The 24,621-nt window shown below is 60.7% G+C and carries 19 protein-coding genes; 9 read left to right on the forward strand and 10 right to left on the reverse strand.

Translation table 11 applies throughout. The features are described from left to right. Positions 1–508 precede the first annotated feature (508 nt). Positions 509–910, forward strand: coding sequence for a Ros/MucR family transcriptional regulator (locus tag NE637_RS14020; protein ID WP_192112355.1), 402 nt, complete (start codon positions 509–511; stop codon positions 908–910). Between the two features lie 211 nt (positions 911–1,121). Then, positions 1,122–1,811 carry a D-glycero-beta-D-manno-heptose 1,7-bisphosphate 7-phosphatase gene (gmhB, locus tag NE637_RS14025; RefSeq protein ID WP_215647219.1) on the forward strand — a complete coding sequence of 230 codons (690 nt, stop codon included), beginning with the start codon at positions 1,122–1,124 and terminating at the stop codon, positions 1,809–1,811. A gap of 191 nt (positions 1,812–2,002) precedes the next feature. On the opposite strand, the gene fliM is transcribed toward gmhB, so the two are convergent. After that, on the reverse strand, positions 2,003–2,983 hold the full coding sequence (gene fliM / locus NE637_RS14030) for a flagellar motor switch protein FliM (RefSeq protein WP_192112357.1): 981 nt from the start codon (positions 2,981–2,983) through the stop codon (positions 2,003–2,005). A gap of 71 nt (positions 2,984–3,054) precedes the next feature. On the opposite strand from fliM, the gene NE637_RS14035 reads away from it, so the two are divergent. The 5 genes from NE637_RS14035 to NE637_RS14055 all read left to right on the forward strand — a co-directional run bounded on the left by NE637_RS14035 (position 3,055) and on the right by NE637_RS14055 (position 11,833). Continuing rightward, complete coding sequence (locus tag NE637_RS14035; protein WP_227118519.1) at positions 3,055–5,016, forward strand: ASKHA domain-containing protein; 1,962 nt, start codon at positions 3,055–3,057, stop codon at positions 5,014–5,016. Then, entirely contained in the window at positions 5,017–7,473 is a 2,457-nt protein-coding gene (locus NE637_RS14040; protein ID WP_227118520.1) for a small ribosomal subunit Rsm22 family protein, read from the forward strand. A gap of 518 nt (positions 7,474–7,991) precedes the next feature. After that, complete coding sequence (locus NE637_RS14045; RefSeq protein WP_192112359.1) at positions 7,992–10,277, forward strand: vitamin B12-dependent ribonucleotide reductase; 2,286 nt, start codon at positions 7,992–7,994, stop codon at positions 10,275–10,277. 201 nt (positions 10,278–10,478) lie between these two features. Next, complete coding sequence (locus tag NE637_RS14050; RefSeq protein WP_192112360.1) at positions 10,479–10,985, forward strand: metal-dependent hydrolase; 507 nt, start codon at positions 10,479–10,481, stop codon at positions 10,983–10,985. Between the two features lie 50 nt (positions 10,986–11,035). Then, entirely contained in the window at positions 11,036–11,833 is a 798-nt protein-coding gene (locus NE637_RS14055) for a hypothetical protein (protein WP_227118521.1), read from the forward strand. Between the two features lie 170 nt (positions 11,834–12,003). Here the strand turns inward: NE637_RS14055 and murJ are convergent, their stop codons facing one another. The 3 genes from murJ to NE637_RS14070 form a co-directional block, all read right to left on the reverse strand. Continuing rightward, positions 12,004–13,620: a murein biosynthesis integral membrane protein MurJ gene (gene murJ / locus NE637_RS14060; protein ID WP_192112362.1), complete on the reverse strand. Its 1,617-nt coding sequence runs from the start codon at positions 13,618–13,620 to the stop codon at positions 12,004–12,006. Beyond that, entirely contained in the window at positions 13,620–16,166 is a 2,547-nt protein-coding gene (rnr, locus tag NE637_RS14065; RefSeq protein WP_256267767.1) for a ribonuclease R, read from the reverse strand. Before rnr ends, murJ begins: the two co-directional genes overlap by 1 nt. Before the next feature lie 90 nt (positions 16,167–16,256). Then, a complete protein-coding gene (locus NE637_RS14070; RefSeq protein ID WP_215647224.1) occupies positions 16,257–16,961 on the reverse strand; it encodes a Bax inhibitor-1/YccA family protein in 705 nt (234 codons plus the stop codon). 349 nt (positions 16,962–17,310) lie between these two features. Here NE637_RS14070 and NE637_RS14075 point away from each other — a divergent pair, with 349 nt between their 5' ends. Continuing rightward, positions 17,311–17,907 carry a peptidylprolyl isomerase gene (locus NE637_RS14075; RefSeq protein ID WP_192112365.1) on the forward strand — a complete coding sequence of 199 codons (597 nt, stop codon included), beginning with the start codon at positions 17,311–17,313 and terminating at the stop codon, positions 17,905–17,907. Between the two features lie 73 nt (positions 17,908–17,980). On the opposite strand, the gene NE637_RS14080 is transcribed toward NE637_RS14075, so the two are convergent. Next, positions 17,981–18,376 carry a winged helix-turn-helix transcriptional regulator gene (locus NE637_RS14080; RefSeq protein WP_227118523.1) on the reverse strand — a complete coding sequence of 132 codons (396 nt, stop codon included), beginning with the start codon at positions 18,374–18,376 and terminating at the stop codon, positions 17,981–17,983. Between the two features lie 134 nt (positions 18,377–18,510). On the opposite strand from NE637_RS14080, the gene NE637_RS14085 reads away from it, so the two are divergent. Continuing rightward, the gene (locus NE637_RS14085) at positions 18,511–19,110 is read left to right on the forward strand and encodes a flavodoxin family protein (protein ID WP_192112368.1); all 600 of its coding nucleotides are present in this window, start codon (positions 18,511–18,513) and stop codon (positions 19,108–19,110) included. Positions 19,111–19,186: 76 nt separating this feature from the next. Here NE637_RS14085 and ruvC read toward each other — a convergent pair whose 3' ends face one another. The 5 genes from ruvC to NE637_RS14110 form a co-directional block, all read right to left on the reverse strand. Then, positions 19,187–19,690: a crossover junction endodeoxyribonuclease RuvC gene (gene ruvC, locus NE637_RS14090; RefSeq protein WP_227118524.1), complete on the reverse strand. Its 504-nt coding sequence runs from the start codon at positions 19,688–19,690 to the stop codon at positions 19,187–19,189. A 6-nt stretch (positions 19,691–19,696) separates the two neighbouring features. After that, positions 19,697–20,500: an MlaE family ABC transporter permease gene (locus NE637_RS14095; RefSeq protein ID WP_192112369.1), complete on the reverse strand. Its 804-nt coding sequence runs from the start codon at positions 20,498–20,500 to the stop codon at positions 19,697–19,699. An 8-nt stretch (positions 20,501–20,508) separates the two neighbouring features. After that, positions 20,509–21,384, reverse strand: coding sequence for an SPOR domain-containing protein (locus NE637_RS14100; protein WP_227118525.1), 876 nt, complete (start codon positions 21,382–21,384; stop codon positions 20,509–20,511). Between the two features lie 269 nt (positions 21,385–21,653). Further along, positions 21,654–23,309 (reverse strand): arginine--tRNA ligase, encoded by a 1,656-nt coding sequence (argS, locus tag NE637_RS14105; RefSeq protein WP_227118526.1) that lies wholly within the window; start codon positions 23,307–23,309, stop codon positions 21,654–21,656. Positions 23,310–23,501: 192 nt separating this feature from the next. Further along, complete coding sequence (locus NE637_RS14110) at positions 23,502–24,443, reverse strand: ACP S-malonyltransferase (RefSeq protein WP_227118527.1); 942 nt, start codon at positions 24,441–24,443, stop codon at positions 23,502–23,504. Between the last annotated feature and the right edge of the window lie 178 nt (positions 24,444–24,621).

A 24,621-nucleotide genomic window follows, 5' to 3' on the forward strand; every position in this document is an offset into this window, starting at 1 on the left:
TTAGAAGACGCCAATACCCAAGGACTGGGTGTTGCACTTTGAACTTGAAACCGCGCGATAATTATTTTATTAAAAAAAATTAAATTGAATTATATCAGTTGGGAGCAGCAAGCTCTTAAATGGCTGATTTTTGATATGATTTTTAGTTTTTATATTATATCTATGCACATTGATGTAATTTTGTGTAATTTATTTCTTTCTATGCTTATCATGAAATGTAAAAAGCTGGGAGTTTATTTGTATTATGGCAGCCATTTTGGGCTATTTTTTATTTTTACAGTAATAATGTGCGATAAATTGCGGTTGAAGCGCCGGCGCACCCCTAAATATGGATGGCATATTCTCTAAAAGCTATTTATATTGCCCTCCTTACGCTTCAAGCGCCCCGGTTTGATTGTGGTGTCATTTTTCGTTTATTGGGTTGACACAAATTGCTTTATCGAAATAGTGTTAGTGCTGAATCCTTATAGTTCAAAAGTTTTTTAACTTAATATATCGCGGAGTGAAGATGGACGATTTTTTGAAGGGTGCTTTGGAAATTTCCAAGGCTCAGGCTGGCGTCAGGGTTATGAGCGCGGAAGAAATAACGGCCTTTGTCCAAAAGGTTGCTGGCAGCATCAGGGCTGTTGCCATGGGCGAAGCCACTGGCGAACCCGATTTTGATGGGGCTGTTCTTGAAGCCAGAAAATCGATCAAGGAAAAGAGCGTTACCTGCCTTGAGTGTGGTAAGAGCTTCAAGATTTTGACTAAACGTCACCTGGCTACACACGGCCTCTCCACAGAAGAATACCTTGAAAAGTGGGGCTTTAAAAAGGGTACCCCGCTTGCCTGCAAGGCTTTGCAGCGTGAACGCCGCAAAAAAATGAACGACATGAAGCTGTGGGAACGGAGAATGACCGCCAAGAAGTAATTCTGCGGTCTGTCTGTCAGCAGCCTTGTTTTTGCGTTCCCCGCCTTATAGGGCAGGGGAAAGAAGCGGCCCACTTGTGGGCCGCTTCTGTTTGGGACACCGGTTAGGTTTTTGCGGGCAGTTTTTGCATTTTTTTTGGTTTGGCGCATAATTGCCAAGGATTGCAGCACACCAAACTGCCGGGTAACCCCGGAAAAGGGCAAGGGCTTTCATGAGCACAGCAGAAGCGCCGCGCCGCGCCATTTTTTTGGACCGCGACGGCACCCTGAATCACGATACTGGCTATATTCACCGCAAGGAAGACTGGCAGTGGCTGCCGGGCGTGGTTGAAACCCTCAGGCGCTTTCATGCCGTAGGGTATCTGCTTGTGGTCGTGAGCAATCAGTCGGGGCTGGCGCGCGGCATGTTCAGCGAGGACGATCTGCACGCTCTGGAAGCATGGGTTAATGAAGATCTTGCGGCGCACAACGCCGTTATCGACGCGTGGTATTATTGCCCCCACCTGCCGGAGGTTACTGGCCCTTGCAACTGCCGCAAGCCAGAGCCGGGCCTCATTCTGCAAGCCGCTGCCGATCTGAATATTGATCTTGCACGCTCCTGGATGATTGGCGACCGTGTGCGCGATATGCAGGCCGGGCTGGCCGCCGGGTGCAGTTGCGTGCTATTGCGCCCCCCGGTGGGCGCGTACGAAGATAACGTACCCGTGCCGGAAGGCGTAAAGGTGGTGCCGCATCTGGCCGCCGCCGGGGTGCATATTCTTGCGCCTGAGATGCGGGCACACAGGCTTTCCCGCCTGCCTGGCGGCTGTGGCGCGCACTGTGGGGGAAAGCACAGCTCTGACAGTTCCGGCCTCCCCGGCTGTGGCGGTTCTGGTTGTGAGGACGGGCCTGACAAAGCATAATTTTTATGTACAGGCAGGCTTGGCATTTTAGCCCTGCCGTGCCTGTAGATGCACAAGGCCCCTGTCTGACAGAATCTGCGTTGGGTGCAGTTCTTTCAGGCAGGGGCCTTTGCGTGAATTTAATACGTGGGGGGAGCGGCGTCAGTGCTGGCGGCTGCCGAGTGCCCGCCTTTGCCGCGCGGCTGGTCGCATCAGGTGTATTGCGGTTCGTTTTCCTTAATGATCTGAAAGGCCTTCATGGCCTTGATGGTGCCAGGCAGGCCCTGATACTTGGTCACTCCGGCGACCGTGCAGTTGAGCATGTCTTCGTGGTCGGTATCAAGCACGATAATGTCGCCCACCTGCATGCGCAGCAACTGGTTGCCCGTGATGGTGGTGCGGCCAAAATGCACCTTCATCTCCACCGGGGTTTCCAGCAGGCGCTCTTTAAGGCGCGCCACCCATGCGTGGTCAACTTCGAGGCGTTCGGTCTGAAAGCTCGCATGCAGTTTGGAACGAATGGGTTCAATGGTGGCGTAGGGCAGGCAAATAATCATGGAGCCGAGCGCCGTATCCAGCTCGACCTCAAAGGTGATGACCACCACAACGTCGCTGGGGGGCACAATGGCGGCGAACTGCGGATTGATTTCGCTGCGCACCAGCTCAAGCTTTACGTCATGCACTGGCCGCCAGGATTCTTCCATGTTCTCCAGCGCGATTTTGACAATCTTGTCCACCACTGCCTGCTCAATGCGCGTGAATTCGCGGCCTTCAACCTTGGGCTGGGAGCCAGCGCCGCCAAACACGTTTTCCACCAGGGCAAATACCAGACGCGAATCAACAACCATGATGGCATTGCCGCGCAGGGGATCCATTTTGAAAATATTGATGGAGGTTGGCACCGGCAGCGAGCGCATGAACTCGCCGAACTTGGTCATATCAATGGATATGGGGTTCAGCTCCACGCGCTTGCGCACAGAGTTTGAAAGGGCGTTGGTGCAAAGCCGTGAAAAACGGTCGTTAACGATTTCAAGCACGGGCATGCGCCCGCGGATGATGCGATCCTGATTGGCAAGGTCAAAAGACACAATGCCGGAATCGTCTTCCTGCGTTTCCGCTTCGTTTTCGATTTCCCCGCCGGAAAGCCCGCGCAGCAGGGCATCAACTTCGTCTTGCGCCAGAACTTTATTCATACCAGCCTCGGAACAGTCGTGAAAATGTGTGTTGCGGCGTGTTTTTCCGCACACGACCACGCAGATGGAATATGCAAGATAAAGGCCAGTTTGACAAGCCGTACAGCGCCTTTTGCCAGAGCAATTGCCGCACGGCAGGGGAGTGCGCCACGCTTGCCTTTACCGGGCCTGTCAGGCACTCTTGGCGCATGTTTGTACGTCTTTTTTCGGCCAGTGACCATGCCCATGCAGACCCATGCGGCGCTGCTCCAGCCGCGCCATCAGTGACTATTGCCGCAAGGCCGGGGCAAAGCCTTTCGCAGGCCATCTGGCTTTCGGGGCTGGTGCGCCCTTTGCCCCTGTGCGGCGGGCTTGGGCGTTGCGGGCGCTGCCGCGTGCGTTTTGTGCGCCATGCGCCGCCCTGCCTGCCTGCGGAGGTGGACGTTTTTTCCGCCTCGCAGCTGGAGGCTGGCTGGCGTCTGGCCTGTCGCCGTCAGGTGCCAGACCCTGACACGACTGCGGAGGGCGCTGCTGCGCTTGATCTTGAGTTGCCGCCGGAGAATCTTGTTCTGCCAGCGGGAGCGCAAGAGACAGGGCGTTTGTCCGGTCGCGGCGCGGCGCGGCAGATTCTGCCCCCAATGACGCCGCCGGATTTGGCTCTGGCAGTTGATCTTGGCACTACATCCCTGTGTTGGCGGGCGCTTGATATGCAAGGCCGGGCAGTGGCTGAAGGCCGTACGCTCAATCCGCAGGCCGGGGCCGGGGCGGATGTCATGTCGCGCCTTGCCGTGGCGCGCGTGGCAGAAGGGCGCGCCGTGCTGGCCGGGCTTGCCCGGCGGCAACTGCTGGGCATCATGGATTCGCTGGCGAAGTCGGGCACGGGGCGGGTGACGCGGTTGTGTCTGGCTGCCAATACGGCCATGACGGATATTTTTCTTGATCGCGATGTGGAGGGGCTGTGCGCAGCGCCGTACAGGCTGACGCACAGCGGCGATGAAACCGTTGCCCTGACGGATTTTCCACCTCTCTATGTACCGCCGCTGCCTGCGCCCTTTGTGGGCGGCGACGTGAGCGCGGGGCTGGCCGCCCTGCTGGAGGCGGATGTTCCCCGGCCCTTTGTACTGGCCGACCTTGGCACCAACGGCGAACTTGCACTGGTAACCGAGACTGGACAGTTGTGGCTGACCAGCGTACCCCTTGGCCCGGCTCTGGAAGGTATTGGGCCTGAATGCGGCCAGCTGGCTGGCCCCGGTGTGGTAACGGGCTTTACGCTCACGCCCCTGGGGCTTGCTGCGCAGTTTTATGAAAGCGCGTCCCCGGATGCAGAAAATGCAGCGGATGCGGCGCGTCACCATGCTGCGCAGGGCGCTGTTTGCCCCTGTCCTGCCTGCCAGAGCGCAAACGCGGGGCAGAACCCTGAAGGGCTTGCGGCAGGTTCTGCGGCTGGCGCTGGAGTTGGATCTGCGGGAGCTGTAGCGCGCGGCATAAGCGCCACAGGATACCTGTCCCTGCTGGCCTTGCTGCTGCGCGCAGGAGCTCTGCGCAATGACGGGCAGTTTGTGGCAAATCCGGCCATGCCGCTGGCGCGCAAGCTGGCTGCCGGGCTGGAGCAGCCCAACCTGGCGGGGGAACCCCCATCATCCGGCCAGCCCCGGTCAGGCGCGCGCCTGCGCCTGCCGCATGGCCTGTGGCTTGCCGCCGCTGATGTGGAGGCCCTGTTGCAGGTCAAGGCCGCCTTTGCTCTGGCGCTGGATGCGCTGCTGCGCGCGGCGGATATTCCTGCCAGCAATGTTGCGGCAGTGTGCCTGGCTGGTACGCTGGGCGAATATGTCAGGCCGGACGACCTTGAAACTCTGGGCTTTGTTCCCGCTGTTCTTGCCCCGCGTGTTCGCGCCGTGGGCAATACGGCGCTAGACGGAGCCGCGCTGCTTGCGCTGCACAGCAAAAAAATTCCGCCTTTGGCCCGCATGTGCCGCGAGGCCGTGGTGCTTCCCCTTGTAGACGAACCGAATTTTCACACCGATTATCTGCGCCGTATGCGCTTTGGAGTATAAATGTCCGCGAAAGACGATTCTTTTAACGATTCCGATCGGCGTAGCCGCCGTTCCGGCGAGGGCACCAGCCAGCCCCGCCGCCAGTCCCCGCGCAGACCTGACGACAGGCCCGTGCGGCGCGATAGCGCGGACGGCAGATTTGCAGGACGCGATGACCGCAACTCTGGCCGTCAGGACGACCGCCGGGATAACCGCCGGGACGGGCGTGCTTCTGACCGCCGTGACGACAAGCCCGGCAGTCGCCCCAATAGTCGGCCCGGCAGCCGCCCCTCAAGGGGACAGGATGAGCGCCGTGATGCACGGCGTGATGGGCGGCGAGAAGACCACCGCGACAATCGCCGTGACGACCGCCGTCCCACTGACCGCCCCGCTGATCGGCGTGATGACCGCCGTCAGGATGGACGCTCGCCCAACGCACCCAGGGATCGCTACGGCAGGCCTGCATTCCGGCCAGAGAAGCGCGAGGGGGACAGGGACTTCGCTCCTGGGCAGCGTAACTTCGAGCGCCAGAATCAGCGCCCCGCAGCGCGTTCTTTTGAATCGGGGGCCTGGCCTGCCGCCAGAGCGCTGTTCCCGCCGCTTTCGGCTGAAACCCAGCGCATTCTGGATATGCTGCCCGAAGCCCTGGCCAAGGTATGGCCGCTCAATACGGCGCACAAGCGTTCGTTGCCCGATGACGTGGCCCAACTTTCGCGCCTTCTGACTACAGAACGCGCCGGGCTGGCGCGCCCGTACTGGAGTTCCCCGGCCTCCATCAGCGCCTATCTGTATTATTTTCTTCCCTGGAATCTCGTGCGCCTCACGCGCCTGCTGGCAAGCCTGCCCCTGGCCGACCCCCGCGCGGTGGCTCCGCAGGGTGGCGAGGCCCTGCTGGTGGACGTGGGCTCAGGCCCGCTGACCCTGCCGCTGGCCCTCTGGTTGGCAAGGCCTGAATGGCGCAGTGCCCCAGTGCGGGTGCTGGCGATGGACACCTCGTCCCAGCCGCTTGAACTAGGCAAAACCCTTATGGAGGTTCTGGGCGAGCTGACGGGCCAGCCCGTATGGCCTGTACGCGTGGCCCGTGCGCCTCTTGATCAGGTCGTGCGGCAGGCCGCCCCTCTGCTTTCTGGCGGGAGGGCGCGTCCGTGGCTGGTCAGCGCCGCCAACGTGCTCAACGAACTGCGTTTTGGCAAAAAGCGTTCACGCGGCGCAAGCGCCATAGAAGACGAGGACGAATTTGATTCGCTGGATGCCGAGGGCATGGATATTGACGGCAATCCCGCTGCGGGCGAGGCTGATGGCGAAAAGCCCGAAGGCTGCCGCGAGGATCGGCTCGACAGCTTCCTTGAATCCCTGTCGCCGCTCTTTGACCATGCGGACTCGCGCGGCGAGGCGACTGCGGGCAGCCCTGCCTCTGTTGGGCCTTCCCTGCTGTTTGTGGAGCCCGGTACGCGCCTTGGCGGCTCCACCATCATGCGTTTGCGCCAGCTTGCCGTTGACGGCGGGCTGACGGCCCTTGCGCCCTGTACGCATCAGGCTGATTGCCCATTGCTGCGCGGCCAGGGCGGGCGCACATGGTGCCACTTTACCTTTGGCAGCGAAGGCGCGCCGCTGTGGCTTGAAGACCTGTCGCAGGCTTCGGGCCTTGGTAAAAGCGGCCTGAGCCTCTCGCCCCTCTTGCTTGCCGCCATGCCCGAGGCAGAAGCGCAAACGTCCGGTTCCCTGCCCGTCAGGGTGCTTTCTGCCCCCTTTTTGGTGCCGGGTCTGGCGGGCAGGGCTCGCTACGCCTGCTCTGGCAAGGGGATACTGCTGCTGGAAAATGCCGAGTGTCTGGCCTCTGGCGATGAACTGACTGTTTCCATTGCTGCTGGCGCGCCACGCGACCGCAAAAGTGGCGCTTTGCAGGTGAGCCCTCCGGCGCAACAGGGGGGAACCCCCCGGCCTGAGCGCCGCCCCGGTGCTGATGAACAAGGGCGCAGGCCCGTGCCATACAACAGGGACAACAGAGAAGGCGGCAGGGATGGAACCCGTGATGGCACCCGCGAAGGCAATAGACCCGCAGGAAAGGGCTATCCAGACCGTCCGTCCCGCGCCCCGCAGGGCGACCGCAGCCAGGGGGACGACCGCAGAGGGCAGGGAGGGCGTCCGCCCCGGCCGCAAGGCAATGACCGCCCTCAGCGTGATGATCGGTCAGGCAGGGATGACCGCCGTGGCCGTGACGACCGTCCGGACTGGAAAGGCCGCCAGGATCGGCAGGGTCAGCCAGACCGTTCAAACCGTTCAGATCGGTCTGAAGGCTCGGACAGGCCTGATCGGCCCAACCGCCAAGACCGTCAAGACCGCAACAACCGTCATGACAGACCGGGCGGACAGGACAGAAAGGGCCGTGGAGGCTCTTCTGACAACCGTTCTGGCGACAGGCGCCCAGGCGACAAGCGTTCTGGCAAGCCCACTGGCCCGCGACGCAATAAACGCTAGGCACGCAGGGCATCAGTATCGATGATTGCGCCTTTTGCGCACGGGGTCTTTTATCAGCGAACTTCAGGGGGGCTTGTGCCCCCCTTTCCAGTGCATGACGCACCATAGCTGCTCCCCATTGCAGAATTTTCAGTTCAGGATGTTCATGGCTCCCTGCGATACCTCGGGGCATTTCCCACCTCCTTCGGCTGGGTTACCCGCACAATTTTTGTTCAAAAAAACTTGCCCCGCATATCCGCGCCACTGGCTAAAAAACAGGCGCGGAGGCGGAGGATTCTAAAGTTTTTTGTTGCTATTGGTTATTTTTATTGATAATTTATACAAATAATTTAGTATGTTAATGGTAGTATGCGGGTTTTCAGGGGCTTTTATTTGCATAGGTTCCGTGTATACTCAGCACTTATTATCAAACGCCGTATCTGAGCCGCCATGCTGCGGCTTCTGTTTTGCGGTTAGTCATACGGAAACTTCGGAGCCGCCCCGGCGGCTGCATACCTTAAATACGAGGCTGTTTTTTCATGCTCACAATGCCCAAGAATTTGCCGCAGCCACAGTTGAAACCCAATACGGAAGTTGTTCTGCAAAAGCGCTATCTGCGCAAGGATCTGAGCGGCAAGCAGGTGGAAACCCCGCGTGATCTTTTCTGGCGGGTGGCATCTTGCATTGCCGCCGAGGAAGCCAAGTACAACCAGTCCACCTGCAAGGGCGACGTGCTGGCGCGCGATTTTTATGATCTCATGACCAGCTGGAAGTTTTTGCCCAATTCGCCCACGCTCATGAACGCGGGCACAGATCTGGGGCAGCTATCGGCCTGCTTTGTGCTGCCGGTGGGCGACTCCATTGAAGAAATTTTTGATGCGGTCAAATACGCGGCCATGATCCACAAGTCTGGCGGCGGCACAGGATTTTCCTTTTCGCGCCTGCGCCCCAAGGATAGCCGCGTGGGTTCCACCGGGGGCGTTGCCTCCGGCCCGGTATCCTTTCTGCGCATCTTCAACACCGCCACAGAGCAGGTGAAGCAGGGCGGTACGAGGCGCGGGGCCAATATGGGCATTCTGCGCGTGGATCACCCTGACATCCTTGAATTTATCCGCGCCAAGGAAAAAGAGGGCGAGTTCAATAACTTCAATCTTTCCGTGGGCCTGACAGAAGTCTTCATGCGCGCTGTTGAAAACGACGAGCATTACGACCTTGTGGCTCCCAATTCCGGCGAAGTTATCAACCGCCTGCGCGCGCGTGAGATTTTTGAACTGCTGGTCAAGAAGGCATGGCAGTCCGGCGATCCGGGCATTGTGTTTCTTGACCGCATCAACCGCGACAATCCCACGCCTGACCAGGGCGAGATAGAATCCACCAATCCCTGCGGCGAACAGCCCCTGCTGCCCTACGAGGCTTGCAATCTGGGTTCCATCAACCTTTCGTGTTTTTACGTTCCCGGTCACAACGATGCGGCTGACCCGGCGCGCGACGGCATTGACTGGGCCGAACTCAAGCGCGTGGTGCACCTGTCTGTGCGCTTTCTTGACAACGTCATTGATGCCTCGCGTTTTCCGCTGGACAGCATCACTGAAACCGTGCGCAAGAACCGCAAGATCGGCCTTGGCGTCATGGGTTTTGCCGACCTGCTCTATCAGCTTGAAATGGCGTATGATTCGCAGCAGGGCCTTGAGCTTGGCGAGCGCATCATGGCCTTTATTCAGGAGGAAGGGCACAAGGCCTCGGCCCAGTTGGCTGTGGAACGCGGCGCTTTCCCTGCCTACGCCACGTCCGTGTACGCCAAAAAGAAGCTTGGCCCCTACCGCAACGCCACGGTAACCACCATTGCGCCCACGGGGACGCTTTCCATCATCGCGGGTTGCTCCTCCGGCGTGGAGCCGCTGTTTGCCCTGTGCTTTACCCGTAATATTCTTGACGGCGAGCGCCTTGTGGAGGTGAACCCCCATTTTGAGGCGGCCCTTGCCGATGCCGGACTGTTCAGCCACGAACTCATGGATGCGGTGGTTGCCAAGGGTTCCATTCAGGAAATGGATTACCTGCCCGCCAAGCTGCGCAAGGTCTTTGTTACGGCTATGGATATCGCCCCTGTGTGGCATTTGCGCATGCAGGCGGCCTTCCAGCGCCATACCGACAATGCCGTGTCCAAAACCGTGAACCTGACCAACAGCGCAACGGAACAGGATATTTTTGATATTTACTGGCTGGCCTATCAGGAAGGTTGCAAGGGCGTGACTGTGTACCGTGACGGCTGCAAGAGCATTCAGGTGCTGGCCACGGGCGAAGGCCAAAAGAAAATGGACGGCGAAAGCGGCGCTGAGCCTGTGCAGTCTGGCCTGTCTGCTGCTCAGGTCGGGGCTGGCGTGCGCAAGCGCCCCGACATTGTGTGGGGCTTCACGCAGAAGGTCCCCACCGGGCTTGGCGTGATGTACCTCACCGTTAATGAGGTTGACGGCCAGCCCTTTGAGGTTTTTGCCACCATCGGCAAGTCTGGCCGCTCCATCACGGCCAAGGCCGAGGCCATTGGGCGCCTGGTGTCGCTGGCCTTGCGCTCCGGCGTGCATGTGCGCGATGTTGTGGCCCAGATCAAGGGTATCGGCGGCGAGCACCCCGTGTTTCGCGGCAAGGGGCTGTTGCTTTCCATCCCCGATGCCATCGCCTGGGTGCTGGAAAAGCGCTATCTCAAGGACGAACACATCGGCGACGTCAACGATCTGCAAGCCCAGAACTGCCCCGAATGCGGCGAGCCGCTGGTTTTTCAGGAAGGCTGCCTCATCTGCCCCGGCTGCGGTTTTTCGCGTTGCGGGTAATGATTGGGACTGACTGACGGCAAGATATTTTGCTGGGTCTCCTGGCCCAGGCGGGCCAGAGCGGTTTTATAAAAATCCGCGCGACTGTGCCCGATGGCTCGGGGCAAGCAGCAAACAGATCAGTAATATCCTTGCGGGGGAGGGCGCTCTTTTGTACAAGAGGCACTTCCCCGCACTGTTATTTCATAAGCGGTTTACACCATGAAATGGATTACGCATCAGGCCACGGCTGTGGCGGCGGCGTTGGCGCTGCATCTTCCCTGGGAGGGCGTGGCGGCGGCTTGCGCTGGCGCGGTGCTGCCCGATGTGCTGGATCAGCGCATTGCGGGCCTCGCACCCACCCGCAGGGGCCGCCAAAAAGTGTTCAACGCCATCCACCGGGGCACAACCCACTGGTTTGGCTGGTGGCTGGCGGTTTGCGTAGCGGCTTTTGCCCTGTCGCCTGCCAGCCTTGGTTCCTTGGGCAGGGATGCCCTGCTCGGCCTGGGTTTTGGCGGGCTGAGCCATGTGCTGCTGGATATGCTGACCCCTTCAGGGGTGCCGCTGACGCCCTTTTCGCGCCAGAACAAGCTGTCGCTCAAGCTGTGCTCCACAGGCAGCCTTGGTGAATACTGTTTTCTGGCCTGTGTGGCGGGCGCAACGTGGCTGTTTTTTCACGAAGACCTGCTGCGTTTGACCCGCAAACTGGGCCACGGAAGCTGGTTCTGATCCGGCGGATCCCCCCGGCGCTGACTTTTTGCATACACAGGGCGGCATAGATGCTGGTCAAAATTTTTCTTACGCCACTGCTTATCCTCATGTGCCTGCTGGTGGCCCGCCGCTGGGGCTCGTTTGTGGGCGGCGTCATTGCTGGCTTGCCGCTCATTTCCGGCCCTGTTTCCTTTTTCCTCACGCTGGAGCAGGGCGCGGCTTTTTCTGCCGCAGCCTCATTCAACACGCTGCTTGGCGTGCTGGCCTGCACGGCAACAGCGCTCATCTATCCCTGGCTTGCCGCCTGGGGCATGCCCTGGTTTGTGGCCCTGCCTGCGGCCCTGTGCGGATTTTTTGGCGGGGGCTGGGCTGTGCTGCACCTGCCGTTCACGCACTTGTGGGCAGTGGTGCTTTCCTCATTTTCTCCGGTGCTGGTGCTCGCCTGCCTGCCAAGGGTTTTGGCCCGGTGCAAGCAAGGTCATACGCTGTCCGCAGGTGTGCGCGTTCCCATACAGATGGCCTGCGGGGCCGGGCTGGTCTTTGCCGTGACAGAGGCCGCCCACTGGCTTGGCCCTGGCTGGAGCGGGGTGCTCATGTTTTTTCCGGTCATGGTCTGCTCCATTGTGCCTTTTGCCCACGCCACTCATGGTGCGCCTGCGGTAGTGAGCATCTTTCGCGGCATCATGGCTGGCTGGTTTGGCTGCATAGCCTTTGCAGTGGTGGTGATGACAGGGGTTGAGCATCTTTCCCTGTGGCTGTGCTACGGGCTTGCATCGGCTGCCGCCCTGCTGGCCAGTACGGTGGTTTCCCTGCTGGAGCAAAGGTTGCAGCAAAGACATGCCGCAGGCACAGAGGCAGAATCATAACCCTGTGGGCAGCCTGATCTGATGTGGTGATGGGAGAAACTTTTACTGCTACAGAGGATGCCGCGCTCTGGCCCCGGACAGTTGCGCGAGAAAGCTTGCGCAGCCAATAAATGTTTCAGGGGGGTGGTGGCCCTCCCCCGAACATTTCAAGCTTGGTTTATCCCGCAGAATCAGGCTGTGCCGCGCTTGCGGCGAAGCCTTTGCAGTACTGGCTCCAAAGCCTCGGGCGCGGTCTGCCATGCAAGGGGCAGAAACAGGGCCGCAAAGGCGCAACTGCCCAGCATCAGCACCACGCAGGCTTTGAGGATGGGGGATAGCGTAAACGAGCGCATGCAGACCTCGGAGACCCACCAGCCCGCCGCCGTGGCGGGCAAGCTGCAAAATATCACCCGTGCTGCCAACCCGGTCAGGCCCGTAAAGGCCCCGCTGCCGTGGCGGCGAATCCATATGCCCACCAGCCAGAGCACGTACAGGCTCACGCTCAGGCCCGAAAGAGTCGCGATGGCCCACGCCCCGTTGGGAACAGCCCACCAGTAATACATGGGTATGCACAGCGCCGTCATGATGCTGCCGGTCACAGCCGGGGTAATGGTGTCGCCGTGGGCGTAGTAGGCGCGCACCAGAACCATGTAGATAATCCAGAAGGGCGTGGCGGCCAGCATGATGCGCGTGAGCGGCAGGGTAGCCAGCGTGTCTGCGAGGCTGAAGCGCCCGCCCTGAAAAATGACGCCCAAGATGGGCCAGCTTGTGGCCGCCATGCAGAACGCGCAAGGAATGATGAGGGCAACGCTGGCCCGCAGGGCCGTGCGCAGGGTGGAGTTGAAGCGTTCGGTGTCGCCCTGCGCCAGCAGCGCCACCAAAAAGGGATAGGACGCCACAGCGGCGGCCTGACCTACCAGCCCCACAGGAACCTGGGTTATGCGCCGCGCGTAGTTGAGCAGGCTCACCGCGCCATCGCCCGCCAGACTGCCGAAGACCCGCAAAAACTGCTCATCCAGCATCATGATGGTCTGTCCCAGCATGAGGGGCAGGGCCGTGAGCAGGAATTTGCCCATGAGGGGGTGCCGCCATTCCATATGCAGGCGCAGACCCTGCTGGGCCGCCACCCGCAGGGGCAGCACAAAGGTGCCAAGGGCCGCGCCAAGGGTCACGCCCACGCAATAGCCGGTCATGCCGTCCATGTGGGCCAGCAGGCCTGCAGGCAGAGCGGCCTGCGCAGTCTGCGTGGTTGCCAGCCAGGGCAGCAGCAGACCCACGGCAATGATGGCCCCGTTATAGATCAGCGGGGCCAGCGCCGGAACGCGGAACTGACGCCGCATGAACAGCAGGGCCGTGACGCATGCCCCGCACAAAAAGAAAATCTGTGCGGGCAGGATGATGCGCATAAAAAAGGCCAGCCGCGCCCACTGCTCCGGCCTGAAGCCGGGGGCCACCACCTGCGCCAGCCAGGGCGCAAGGGCCATGCCGCCAAGAGTCAGCAGGGTGGAGGCAGCCGCCATCCAGCAGAAAACGCAGGAAAAAAAGCGCCATGCATCCGCCTCATCCTCCTGAAACCTGCGGGTCAGCAGGGGGATGATGGTGATGGACATAAAGCCGCCAGCCAGCAGATAATTGATGATGTCCGGAACCACAAAGGCGGCGAAATACATATCGGATTCGCCGCCTGCGCCGAACTGCCAAGAAATGATCTTGTCGCGCGCAAGGCCCATGAGGCGCGAAAGAACAGTGCTGGCCGCCAGTATGAGCGCGGCTGCGCCCATACGCTGCTGTGCGGAAAGCAAGGCCATCAGCGGCCCCGCTTTTTGCTGCCGTTGCCCGCGCTGCGCCCGCGCGCGCCAGAACCGCCGCTACCGCCCTTGCCCTGGCCTCCAGCCTTGGGGCCTCGCTTTGCCCCCCCCTCGCTGCGGCGGGCCTTGCCCTTTGCTCCACCCTTGCCCCCGCTCTTGCTGGACTCGTCGCCGGGAGAGGTGATCTTCCAGCCGGAGCGCGAACCTCCGGGGCGGCTTGTGCGTCCCGGTTTTGCGCCGCCTTTGTGAGCTGGCTTGCGGGATGTTTTGCCTCTGCCGCGCCAGTTGCCCTGCGCGGCCTTGGGCAGTTCCAGCGGCATGAGCCGGATTTCAAGCCGACCCAGATTCACTTCCGCCAGCGCGACCTCAAGGCTCTGGCCCATGCGCCACATGACGCCGGAGCGTTGGCCCACAAGGCTCATGGTGCGGGGGGCAAAGTCGTACCAGTCATCCCCGAGGTCATCAATGCGGATCATGCCCTCCACTGGCATGTCGGCCAGTTCCACAAAAATGCCAAAATCCGTGACTCCTGCCACCATGCCCTTGAAGTGCTCGCCCACGCGGGGCAGCAGGGCAAGGCAGCCCATGCGGCGGTCCATTTCGCGTTCGCAGGTCATGGCCGCGCGTTCGCGTCTGTTGATCTGGTCGCTGATGCGCAGCAGCTTCTGCCCAGCGGGCAGCGCGCCCACGCCGATGCCCAGCGCGGTTTTGAGCGCCCGGTGGGTCAGCAGGTCGGCATAGCGGCGGATGGGCGAGGTAAAGTGGCAGTAGGCCTGCGAAGCAAGGCCAAAATGCCCTTCGTTAAAAGGCTGATAGCGCGCCTGCGGCATGGCCCGCAGGCAGAGGCGGTTGACCAGAAATTCCTGATCAGTACCCTGCACGCGGGCAAGAATGCCCTGCATGGCTGCGGCGTCCGGGCGGGGTGGCAGGTCTTCCATACCCACGCCTGCGAGGGTGTCAAAAAGGCTTTCCAGCCGTTCCGGGTCGGGCAGGGGGTGCACGCGGTAGAGAAAGGGCATGCCCACATCACGCAGGTGGCGCGCTACGGCCTCATTGGCCGCGATCATGAATTCCTCAATGAGGCGGTGGGCATCGTGCCGCTGACGGTGTCCGATCCAGACCACGCGCCCGGCTTCGTCCAGACGGCTGTCTGCCTCGGGCAGGTCAAAATCAAGGCTGCCTCGCTGGCGGCGGGCATCGCGCAGGGCCGCATACAGGGCAAAGGCCCTTTGCAGCATGCTGATGACTTCTTCACCGCGCGGGTTTTGGCGCAGGGCGGCAAGGGCTGCAGCATCGTTGTCGAGCATGCAGGCCTTGACCTGATCGTAGGTCAGCCGCGCCGCAGAACGCATAACCACCTGCGCAAAGCGCGGTTTGCCGGGTTTGCCCTGCGGGGAAAATGGAATTTCCGCCAGCATGGCGAGGCGGTCTTCATCCGGGCGCAGGCTGCACAGGCCGTTGGAAAGGGCCTCGGGCAGCATGGGTTCCACGGACTTGGGGAAATACCAGGAGTTGCCGCGCGAGAGAGCCTCCGCATCCAGCGCGCCAGTGCTGCCGTTGCCGCGCGGGCGCACGTAGTGGCTCACATCGGCAATGGCCACGCGCAGCAGCCAGCCGCCGCCGGGGCGGTCTTCTACCTCCACGGCATCGTCAAAATCGCGGGCGTCCGCGCCGTCAATGGTCACAAGCGGCAGGGCGCGCACGTCTTCGCGGTCATGCATGTCTTCAGGCGTGGGGCCGCTGGGCAGGTGCTGGGCTTCAGCCAGCACCCCGGCAGGGAAGTCGCGCGGAACCTCGTGGTTGAGTTTGACCAGTTCCTCCTGCACTGCCACATCGTCCTCCCGCCCGTAGTCGCCCACAATGCGGGCTGTCCACAGGTCGGAGGCCAGGCGCTGCACCGGGGCCAGCAATACCAGAGTGCCCGGCTCGGGGGGCGTTTCGCCAGCAGCCAGCTCCACGCTGAAATTTACGGAGAGGCGCGCATCCGCCGGACGGCAAAAAAGTGTATGCCCTGTGCGGTGGGCGGCATGGGCGGGGATTTCCTTGAGGCCGCGCTCCACAACTTCAACAATGCGACCTTCTGGGGATGGGCCGCGCGATGCGCCGGGGGAGAGAGCCACGCGCACGATATCCTGATGCCAGGCTTCGCCGGTCAGCGCAGCGGGGATATACACATCGCGCGCGCCGGTAAATTCCAGCTGGCTGTCACGGTTGTTTTCGCCCTCGGCAACCGGGCGCATGGGCGTAACAAAGCCCCCGCCGTCGCGCAGCGAACTGAAACGGCCCGTAATGTGCTTGAGGGCTTCGGGGCGCGCCCAGAGGCCGCCTCGCAAGCGCAACAGGCGGCCCTGCTCGGCCAGCGTTGTCAGCGCGGCTTCAAGGTCGCCCTTGGCGCGGCGGGCAAGGCCCAGCACACGTAAAAGACCGTCCACGCGCATGGGGCGCGACTGGGCGGAAAAGGCCTCCAGCAGTTCCTCGCGTGAGGGAAAGCCGGGGGTATGGGCGGAAGCGCCGGGCGCTCCGCGTTGGGATTTTTTCTTTTTCATAGAGTTCCGTAGTGCGAAAGAAGGGGGCAAAAGGCTTGGCCTTTCGCCCCCGATCGCTCAAATTTCAGGCTGCGTTGGCGCAGTGCCGCATCACTCGCGGTTGCCGCCGAACAGGCGCAGCATCATGAGGAAAAGGTTGATGAAGTCAAGGTAGAGCGTCAGCGCGCCAAGGATAGCGCCACGGCGCACGGCGGTGCCGTCTTCCATGGGGGCGTTTTCGCCAAACCGGCGCAGCTTCTGCGTGTCATAGGCGGTCAGGCCGGTGAAGATAAGCACGCCAAGGCAACTGATGATAAAGTCCATCATGCTGCTCTTGAGGAAGATGTTCACCAGCGAGGCAATGATAATGCCTATGAGGCCCATGAACAAAAAGCTGCCCATGGACGTGAGGTCGCGTTTGGTGACAGTGCCGTAGACCGACATGGCAAGGAAGGTGCCGGTGGTTACCAGAAACGCGTTGGCGATGGACGCAATGGGGTAGACCACAAAGATGGACGAAAGCGTCGCGCCCGTGACGGCGGAATACAACAGGAACAGACCCGTGGCCGTGCCGCCGGACATTTTGTGAACCGCCGCCGAAAGGGCGATAACAAGACCGAACTGGGCCACCAGCATGAGAACAAGCACAATGGTGTTGCCAAAAATGGCCGCCTGCACGGCAGGCGAACTGGCAACCGCGTAGGCTACAACTGTGGTTACCGCCAGACCGGCCGTCATCCACTGATAAACCTGACGCATGTAAAGGGAAGCAACGCTGGTAGCGGAGCTTTGAGCAACACTGCGGCTGTATGACATTATATCCTCCGAAAAGCAGTTGAAGGCGCTCAGTCCGTTCGGCGGCTACGGCTCCGTGCCGCAGTGCCGTCGGGCGGGCTTGAAGATTGTCTTCTGCCTACAAGTATAATAACGGCAGCGGCATTTAGCAAGGGCCGGAAGGGGAAAGTTCGGCGCTGGCGGCTGCGCCATGTGGCGCTGGAAAGGGGGGCGGTTGCCGTCTGCCCTGTGTAGTCTGGCCCGGCCATTCCGGCCTGATGCAGCCCTGTCTTATGTCGCCTAGTCAACCGCCCTTGCTGCGTGTACGGCAGCGTGCTACCTTGCGGCCTGCCGGGGCAGACCCGGCACATCATATTGCGAGGAGTAATCCATGAAATCAATTCGTGTTTTTTTTCGTGCTGTTACGCTGACTCTTTGCTTCGGTGCCATGCTTGCTCTGGCAGGGCAGGCCCAGGCTGCTGACCCTGATCCGGCTGTGAAGCTTGAAACCAACCTCGGCGACATCGTGGTGCGCCTTGATGCCCGCAAAGCGCCCATCAGCACGGCCAACTTTGTGCAGTACGTCAAATCCGGTTTTTATGACGGCACGGTGTTTCACCGCGTTATCAAGAACTTCATGATCCAGGGCGGCGGCTTCACCCCCGACCTGAAACAGAAGTCCGCCCGCGCCTCCATCCGCAACGAAGCGGACAACGGCCTCAAGAACAAAAAGTACACAATCGCCATGGCCCGCACCAGCGAACCGCATTCGGCATCTTCGCAGTTCTTTATCAACACCAAGGATAACGACTTCCTCGACTTCAAGAGCCAGACGCCGCAGGGCTGGGGCTATGCCGTATTTGGCAAGGTCATCAAGGGGCAGGAAGTGGTAGACAAGATCGCCGCCGTGCAGACCGGCAAAAAGGGCTACTACGACGACGTGCCTATGGAAAGCGTGATTATCAAGAAGGCCGTTATCGTGGAATAAAGCGCAAAAAATGATCATGCGGCGGCGCTGCCGCCCGCGTGCAGACGGAGGGTTCGTTGAGCCCTCCGTTTTTTTATAGCTCGGAGCCAGCGCTCTTGGCGTCGCCGTGGTCAGGGTCTGTCTGACTGCGGCTTTTTTCATACATGTTGCCCCAGGCTTTCAGCGATTCCATGATGGGCACAAGCGAGACGCCCAGCGGCGTGAGTGAATAATCCACACGCGGCGGCACCGTGCCGTAGACCTTGCGGTGCACAAGACCGTCTTCTTCCAGTTCGCGCAACTGGCGTACCAGCATGCGCTCGCTGATTTCCGGCAGGGATCGCCGCAACTGGCTGAAACGGATAACTTCCTGCAATGAAAGAAAATAAATAACCAGTAATTTCCACTTGCCCCCAATGAGCTGCAAGGTCAGTTCAAAATGGCAACGGTAATTGCCCTGTACGGGCGGGCAAATGTCGGGAGTGTCCATACGCTTTCCTGTTTAAAGCTATACTATTTGTCAGTACCTGTTATTGACGTCATTATATGAATTTTTTGTCAGTACTTCAACTTTTGCAGATTAGGCATAGTATGGAGGCAAATCTGGCACTGAGGAGAAACATCATGAAAGTACTGGCCATAAACGGAAGCCCCAGAAAAAACGGCAATACGGCTCTTTTGCTGCATGAAGCGCTTGCGCCTCTAAGCGAGGCTGGTTGGGAAGTGGAAACTGTGCAGTTGGGCGGCAAGAAGATTCAGGGCTGCCGCGGTTGCGAAAAATGTGCGGAGCTGAAAAACGGGCGCTGCGTTTTTGACAACGACATGCTCAACGAACTGCTGCAAAAAATGTTGGCGGCGGACGCCATGATCCTGGGTACGCCCTGTTATTTCACGGACATGTCTGCGGAGCTGAAAGCGCTGGTGGATAGGGCCGGATTTGTGGCCTATGTGAACGGCGGGTTATTTCAGGGCAAGATTGGCGCGGCAGTGGTGGCTGCCGGGCGGGCCGGGGCAACCCATGCCTATGACAGCATCAACCACATGTTCCTGATGTCCAAGATGCTGGTTCCCGGTTCAACATACTGGAACATGGGCTTCGGCCATGCGGAGGGGGAAGCGGCAAAGGACGCTTTTGCGCTGGAAAATATGCGGCATCTGGGCAGGGCCATTGACTGGCTGGGCAAGGCAGTAATCCCGCATATGGCGGAATATCCCGCCGCGTAAACGGCAAGCCCAGGCGCGTGGGCGTAGAAAAATCAGGCGGGCAGGGAAAGCAGTTGAATACGGACTCTGGCGGACGCTACTTGCCCGCCATGGCCGCAAAGCGGCGCACGGTCAGGTGGCATACGGCCACTGCCAGCGCGTCGGAGGTATCCAGCGCCCAGTTGGCGTTTTTGACGTTGAGCAGGCGTTGCACCATAAAGGCCACCTGCTCCTTCTCTGCCCGGCCCGTTCCCACAAGGGATTTTTTGACAAGGGTCGGTTCATAATCGCTGATGGTGAGGCCGTGCGCCGCGCAGGCGGCCACGGCAACGCCCCTCGCCTGACCAAGCTTGAGGGCCGAAGCCGCGTTCTTGGCGGTAAAGACCTGCTCGATGGCGGCTTCTTCCGGCTTGAGGCGGGCCAAAACTCCCGAAAGTTCATGGTAGATGCGGGCGAGGCGGTCAGAAAATTCCTTTCCTGCCGAGGCCGTGCGCACAACGCCGCAGTCCACCAGTTGCAGCACGCCCGAAACCTCGCGCACCACGCCCCAGCCCGTGCGTTGGGAGCCGGGGTCGATGCCGATGACTGTTACAGACTGCATGGCCCGTTAAAGCAAGAATGAGGTAACAATGTAGTCAGCCGCAAGAATCAGCACGCAGGAAATAACCACGGCGGAGGTGGTGGCGTTGCCCACGGCCTCCGGGCCAACGCTGTCGCGCCTCTTGTTGGTGTAATAGCCCTGGCGGCAGCAGATGGTGGTCACAAGCAGGCCAAAGAGCACGGCCTTGATGAAACCGCCGTTCACATCCGTTGCCGTCACCGAGCTTGTGATGCGGTAAAAATACGCGCCCTCGTTGATGCCCAGCATGAGCACGCCCGTGAGATAGCCGCCGATGATGCCGATAACGTCAAATACCGCCGTCAGCAGCGGAAAGGCGATGAGCGATGCCAGCAGGCGCGGGCTGACCAGATAGCCCATGGAATTGATATCCATGACGTCCAGGGCGTCAATCTGGTCGGTAATGCGCATGACGCCGATTTCTGCCGTCATGGAAGACCCGGCCCGGCCCGTGAGCATGATGGCCGTGAGCACCGGCCCAAGCTCGCGGATCAGGGTGAGCGACACGGCAGAGCCGAGCATGCCCACCGAGCCGAACTTCACCAGAGTGTAGTAGCCCTGAAGCCCCAGCACCATGCCGCAGAACACGCCGATCAGCATGATAAGAAACAGCGACTTGGAGCCGATGACAAAGAGCTGCTGCATGGTGCGCGGAAAAATCTTGGGGCTGGCGAATATCTGGGCCAGACCTTCAAGCATGAACAGTGCCGTGTTGCCAAGAGCGTCTATGCCGTTCAGGCAGGGGCGGCCTATCTTGCGCAGAAAATCGCCGAAAGTTTCGGTTGCGGTCATGGTTTGCCTCACCGCCCTGATTTTTGCGGTTTGCTTGAAACAGGTTTTTGCGAAATCTGAATGGGTACGCCCAGCTTCATGTGGCGCAGGTCTTCACGCAGGTTGAAGGCATCGTCTTCCGTGCCGCGAATGCTGACCATAACCAGCACGAGCTTGCCGTTTTTCTGGGTGCGGGTGCGCAGGCCCTTGCCTTCCAGGCGGGTGCGCAGCTTGTCCGCGTCTTCGTCAGATTTGAATGCAGCCACCTGATATACATAATCAAACTGAGGGCCCGTCTTGGCGGGTGCGGGTTTTGCTGCCTGCACCCCGTTTTGGGCGTTGGCCTGAGCGCCTGTTTGCGCGCTGGCTTGAGCGCCCTGTCCCTGCGCATTCTGGTTGGCGCCGGGCTTGATGCCCCAGGCCGCCAGACTGTTGCCCGAAGGTTGCGCAAAGGGATAGGCCCCCTGCGGGGATTGCTGGCCCTGTTTGCCCTGGGGAGCCTGCGCGGCTGCTTTCTGCCCCTTTTGATCCTGCCCCGGTTTGCCGGGTTGGGGCGCGCCTGCGGGCATTGCCTGATTTTCCTCAGCGCCGGGGGCCGGATTCTGGGCATCGGCGGTTTCCGCCTGTGCCGCCGGAGCTGCCGCGTCAGGCGCGGGGGCCTCTGGGGCAGGCTTGGCCTTGGGCGCGTCCTTGGAAATCATGCTGGTCATTTGCTCCACGCGCGTTTCAGGATTTTGCCCGCGCCCAACCATGAATCCCATAAAAAATGACCAGCCCACTGCCACCACAAGGATTGCGCCCAGCAGGGCAAGCATTGGCCCCGAAAGGCGGATAACAAAACGGCGCTTTTCGCCCGAAGGCTGGGAAACGACGGATTTGCGGGGTTTGCGTAAGGGGGCGGCCATTCATTATCCTCCGTCGTGCGGTAATCTGTGGGGGCCTGGTTTAACCGTTAAGGCGCATCCTGTCCGGGGCAGGCAGAGCACACGCAAGGCCTCGTTCAAAACGCGCCTTAACGGCTACAGGCACAGAGCAGATCTGTCGCACGCCGAATATTCGACGTTTATGAAACAGCGGAGATGATTCTGCGGAAGTGCCCCGCAGGAGTCATCTGGCGGATCGAACCGGCGCTGTTTCCGTTTGAGAACAGTTCAAAATTCAGTTTGTACGAATGTTACATACTTTCCGGGGCGCTCACGCCAAGCACGTCCAGACCGTTGCGCAGCACCTGACCGATGGAGCGCAGGAGGGCAAGGCGGGCCAGGGTGCGGGGCGCGTCATCGGCCAGCAGCACCTGATGCCTGGCGTAGTAGCTGTGCAGCTGCCCGGCCAGTTCCGTGAGGTAGGTGCTCACGTGATGCACGCCAAGCGATTTGGCGGCGGAGGCCAGCATGTCTTCAAACGTGGCGGCCTTGCGCAGCAGGGCCATATCTTCGGGCGTATCCAGCCCGTGCAGCAGGTCTGCATCCGCCTTGGCGGGCAGCACAAAGCCGCGTTCCTCAGCCCGGCGCAGCACGGCGCAGATGCGCGCGTGGGCGTACTGCACGTAGTACACCGGGTTGTCGAGGCTGCGCTGCTTGGCGAGTTCAAGGTCAAAGTCCAGCGGGCTGTCGCTCTTGCGCGAAAGAAACATGAAGCGCGCTGCGTCAACGCCCACTTCCTTGATGACATCAGCCAGGGTTTCAAACGTGCCCGCGCGGGTGGACATGCTTACAGGCTGGCCCTCGCGCAGCAGGTTCACCAGCTGGATAAGCACCACGTCAAAGCTGTCCTGCGTTTTGCCCATGGCCGTGATGGCCGCGCGCATGCGGGGGATGTAGCCGTGATGATCCGCGCCCCAGATATCAATGAGCCAGTCGTAGCCGCGCTGGAATTTGTCGTGATGGTAGGCGATGTCGGAGGCAAAGTAGGTCAGGCTGCCGTCCGACTTGCGCAGCACGCGGTTTTTGTCGTCGCCCAGATTTTCGGTGGCAAACCAGTAGGCATTGTCTTTTTCATACGTATACCCGGCGGAATCAAGCGCGTCAAAAGCAGCGGCAACGGCCCCGCCTTCCACAAGGGTTTTTTCAGAGAACCAGCGCTGGTGCTCCACGCGGAATTCGTTGAGGTCGTCCTTGATGCCGTTCAGGATGTCGTTCATGGCCTTGTCGTAGCACACGTCCTGGCCTTCGGCGTCGGGCAGTTCCACGAGGGCGGGGTTGGCATCCAGCATTTCCCGGGCGATGTCGATGATATAGTCGCCCTTGTAGTAGTCTTCGGGCCAGGTGACGGGCTTTCCGGCCAGTTCCTTGGCGCGCAGCCATACAGAAAGGCCCAGCAGGCGCATCTGACGACCGGCATCGTTGATGTAATACTCGGTGTTTACGTCATAGCCAGCCACGCGCAGCAGGCGGGCAAGGCTGTCGCCCACGGCAGCGCCGCGCCCATGCCCCACATGCAGGGGACCAGTGGGGTTGGCGGAAACATATTCCAGCAGCACCTTTTTGCCTGCGCCGCCCGTGCTCTTGCCGTACTCCTTGCCCGCAGCTTCAATGTCGGCCACGGTGCCGTGCCAGAAATCCTGCGTGAAGGTCACATTGCAGAATCCGGGGCCGGCGGCTTCGGCATGGGACACCTCGGGGCAGCGCTCCACAAGCTTCTGGGCGAACTTTTGCGCCAGCTCGCGGGGGTTGGCCTTGGCTTCCTTGGCAAGCAGCATGGCGGAGTTGACGGAAAGATCGCCGTGCTTGGGGTCGCGGGGCGGTTCAATCACGGTTTTGACGGGCCAGGCAAGGCCTTCTTCTTCAATGATGGCCTTGAGGGCCGTGCGCAGGGTGTCAATGGCGCGCATAGTGCTGGTGTCCTTTATTGTGCAACGGTTGCGGCTTAACGCCTCGGGCGGCCCGGGGCACTGCCGCCGGGAACCCCGTTTCAGGTTCATGCGCAGGCCGATTGCGGCACTGCCGCACGGGGGCGCATGAAGAAAAAGTTTCAGGCAAGGCGGGGAAGGCCTTCCGCATGAAAGGCCTTTCTCCGCAAAAATCTATCCTGCAAAGGCCGCCGCTGTTTCGGCGTTGTTGACGAGCTCAATGGCAAGGTCTTCCGCCGTGGCGGTTCCCGCGAGGCAGGGGGCCACCATCTTGCCGAGCACGGCCTTGGGACCAAGCTCCAGCCAGCGGCGCGCGCCGTCGGCATACTGGTTGCGCACCGTGTCTATCCACTGCACGGAGGATGTCATCTGCACAAGCAGGCTTTCGCGCGCGCTTTCGCCATCTGTCACGGCCTTGCCGTGGGCATTGCAGTATACGGGAAATTGGGGTTTGCTCCACACGGCCTTGCGCAGCAGGGGGGCAAGCTCCTTGTTGGCCTCGGCCATCATGGGGCTGTGGAATGCGCCGCTGACCTTGAGTTCAAGGCCACGGCCCTTGCGTTCCTTGGCCTTCTGGCAGGCCAGAGCCACGGCGGCCTTGGCCCCGCTTATAACAAGCTGGCCGGGGGTATTGTAGTTAGCCACCAGCAAAAGCTCGCCGCACTGGGCAACGGTTTCGGCCACAATTTCTTCAATGGCGGACTGATCCAGCTTGAGCAGAGCGGCCATGCCGCCCTTGCCGTCGGGATCGGCCTCGGCCATGAGGCGGCCACGCAGGGCAGTAAGCTCAAGGGCGCTCTCGGCAGAAAGCACGCCAGCAGCGGCCATGGCGCTGAACTCGCCAAGGCTGTGCCCGGCTGCGCCGCACACGTTGGCGCGCGCGGCAACTGCGCTCCAGAGGTTCAGATTCACCACGGTGAGGGCGGGCTGGAGGGCGCGGGTGTCGCTCATGGCGGCATCATCGCCTTCCCAGTAAATTTCGCGCAGGGGCAGACCACTGATGCGCTCGGCCTGCTTCCAGAGGTTCATGGCGTCAGAAGAAGTCTCGGCCAGATCGCGGCCCATGCCCGACTCTTGCGAGCCCTGGCCGGGAAAGAGCAAAACGGCTTGTGTCATGCGGGGTTTATCCTCCAGTGGCGCGCACATGCGCGCATTGGCGTGGCCTTGCGGCCTTGGGTTCGTTTAGGGTGCGCATTGCGCGCAAGCCCTCTTTTTTACGTTATCGGCGCAGGGCTTGCAAGTCCCGGTCTGCGGGGATATGACAGTGAACCCGGCAGAAACGCCGGAAAGGCCC

The sequence above is a fragment of the Desulfovibrio desulfuricans genome (assembly GCF_024460775.1).
In the GTDB taxonomy this organism is placed as follows: domain Bacteria; phylum Desulfobacterota; class Desulfovibrionia; order Desulfovibrionales; family Desulfovibrionaceae; genus Desulfovibrio; species Desulfovibrio desulfuricans_E.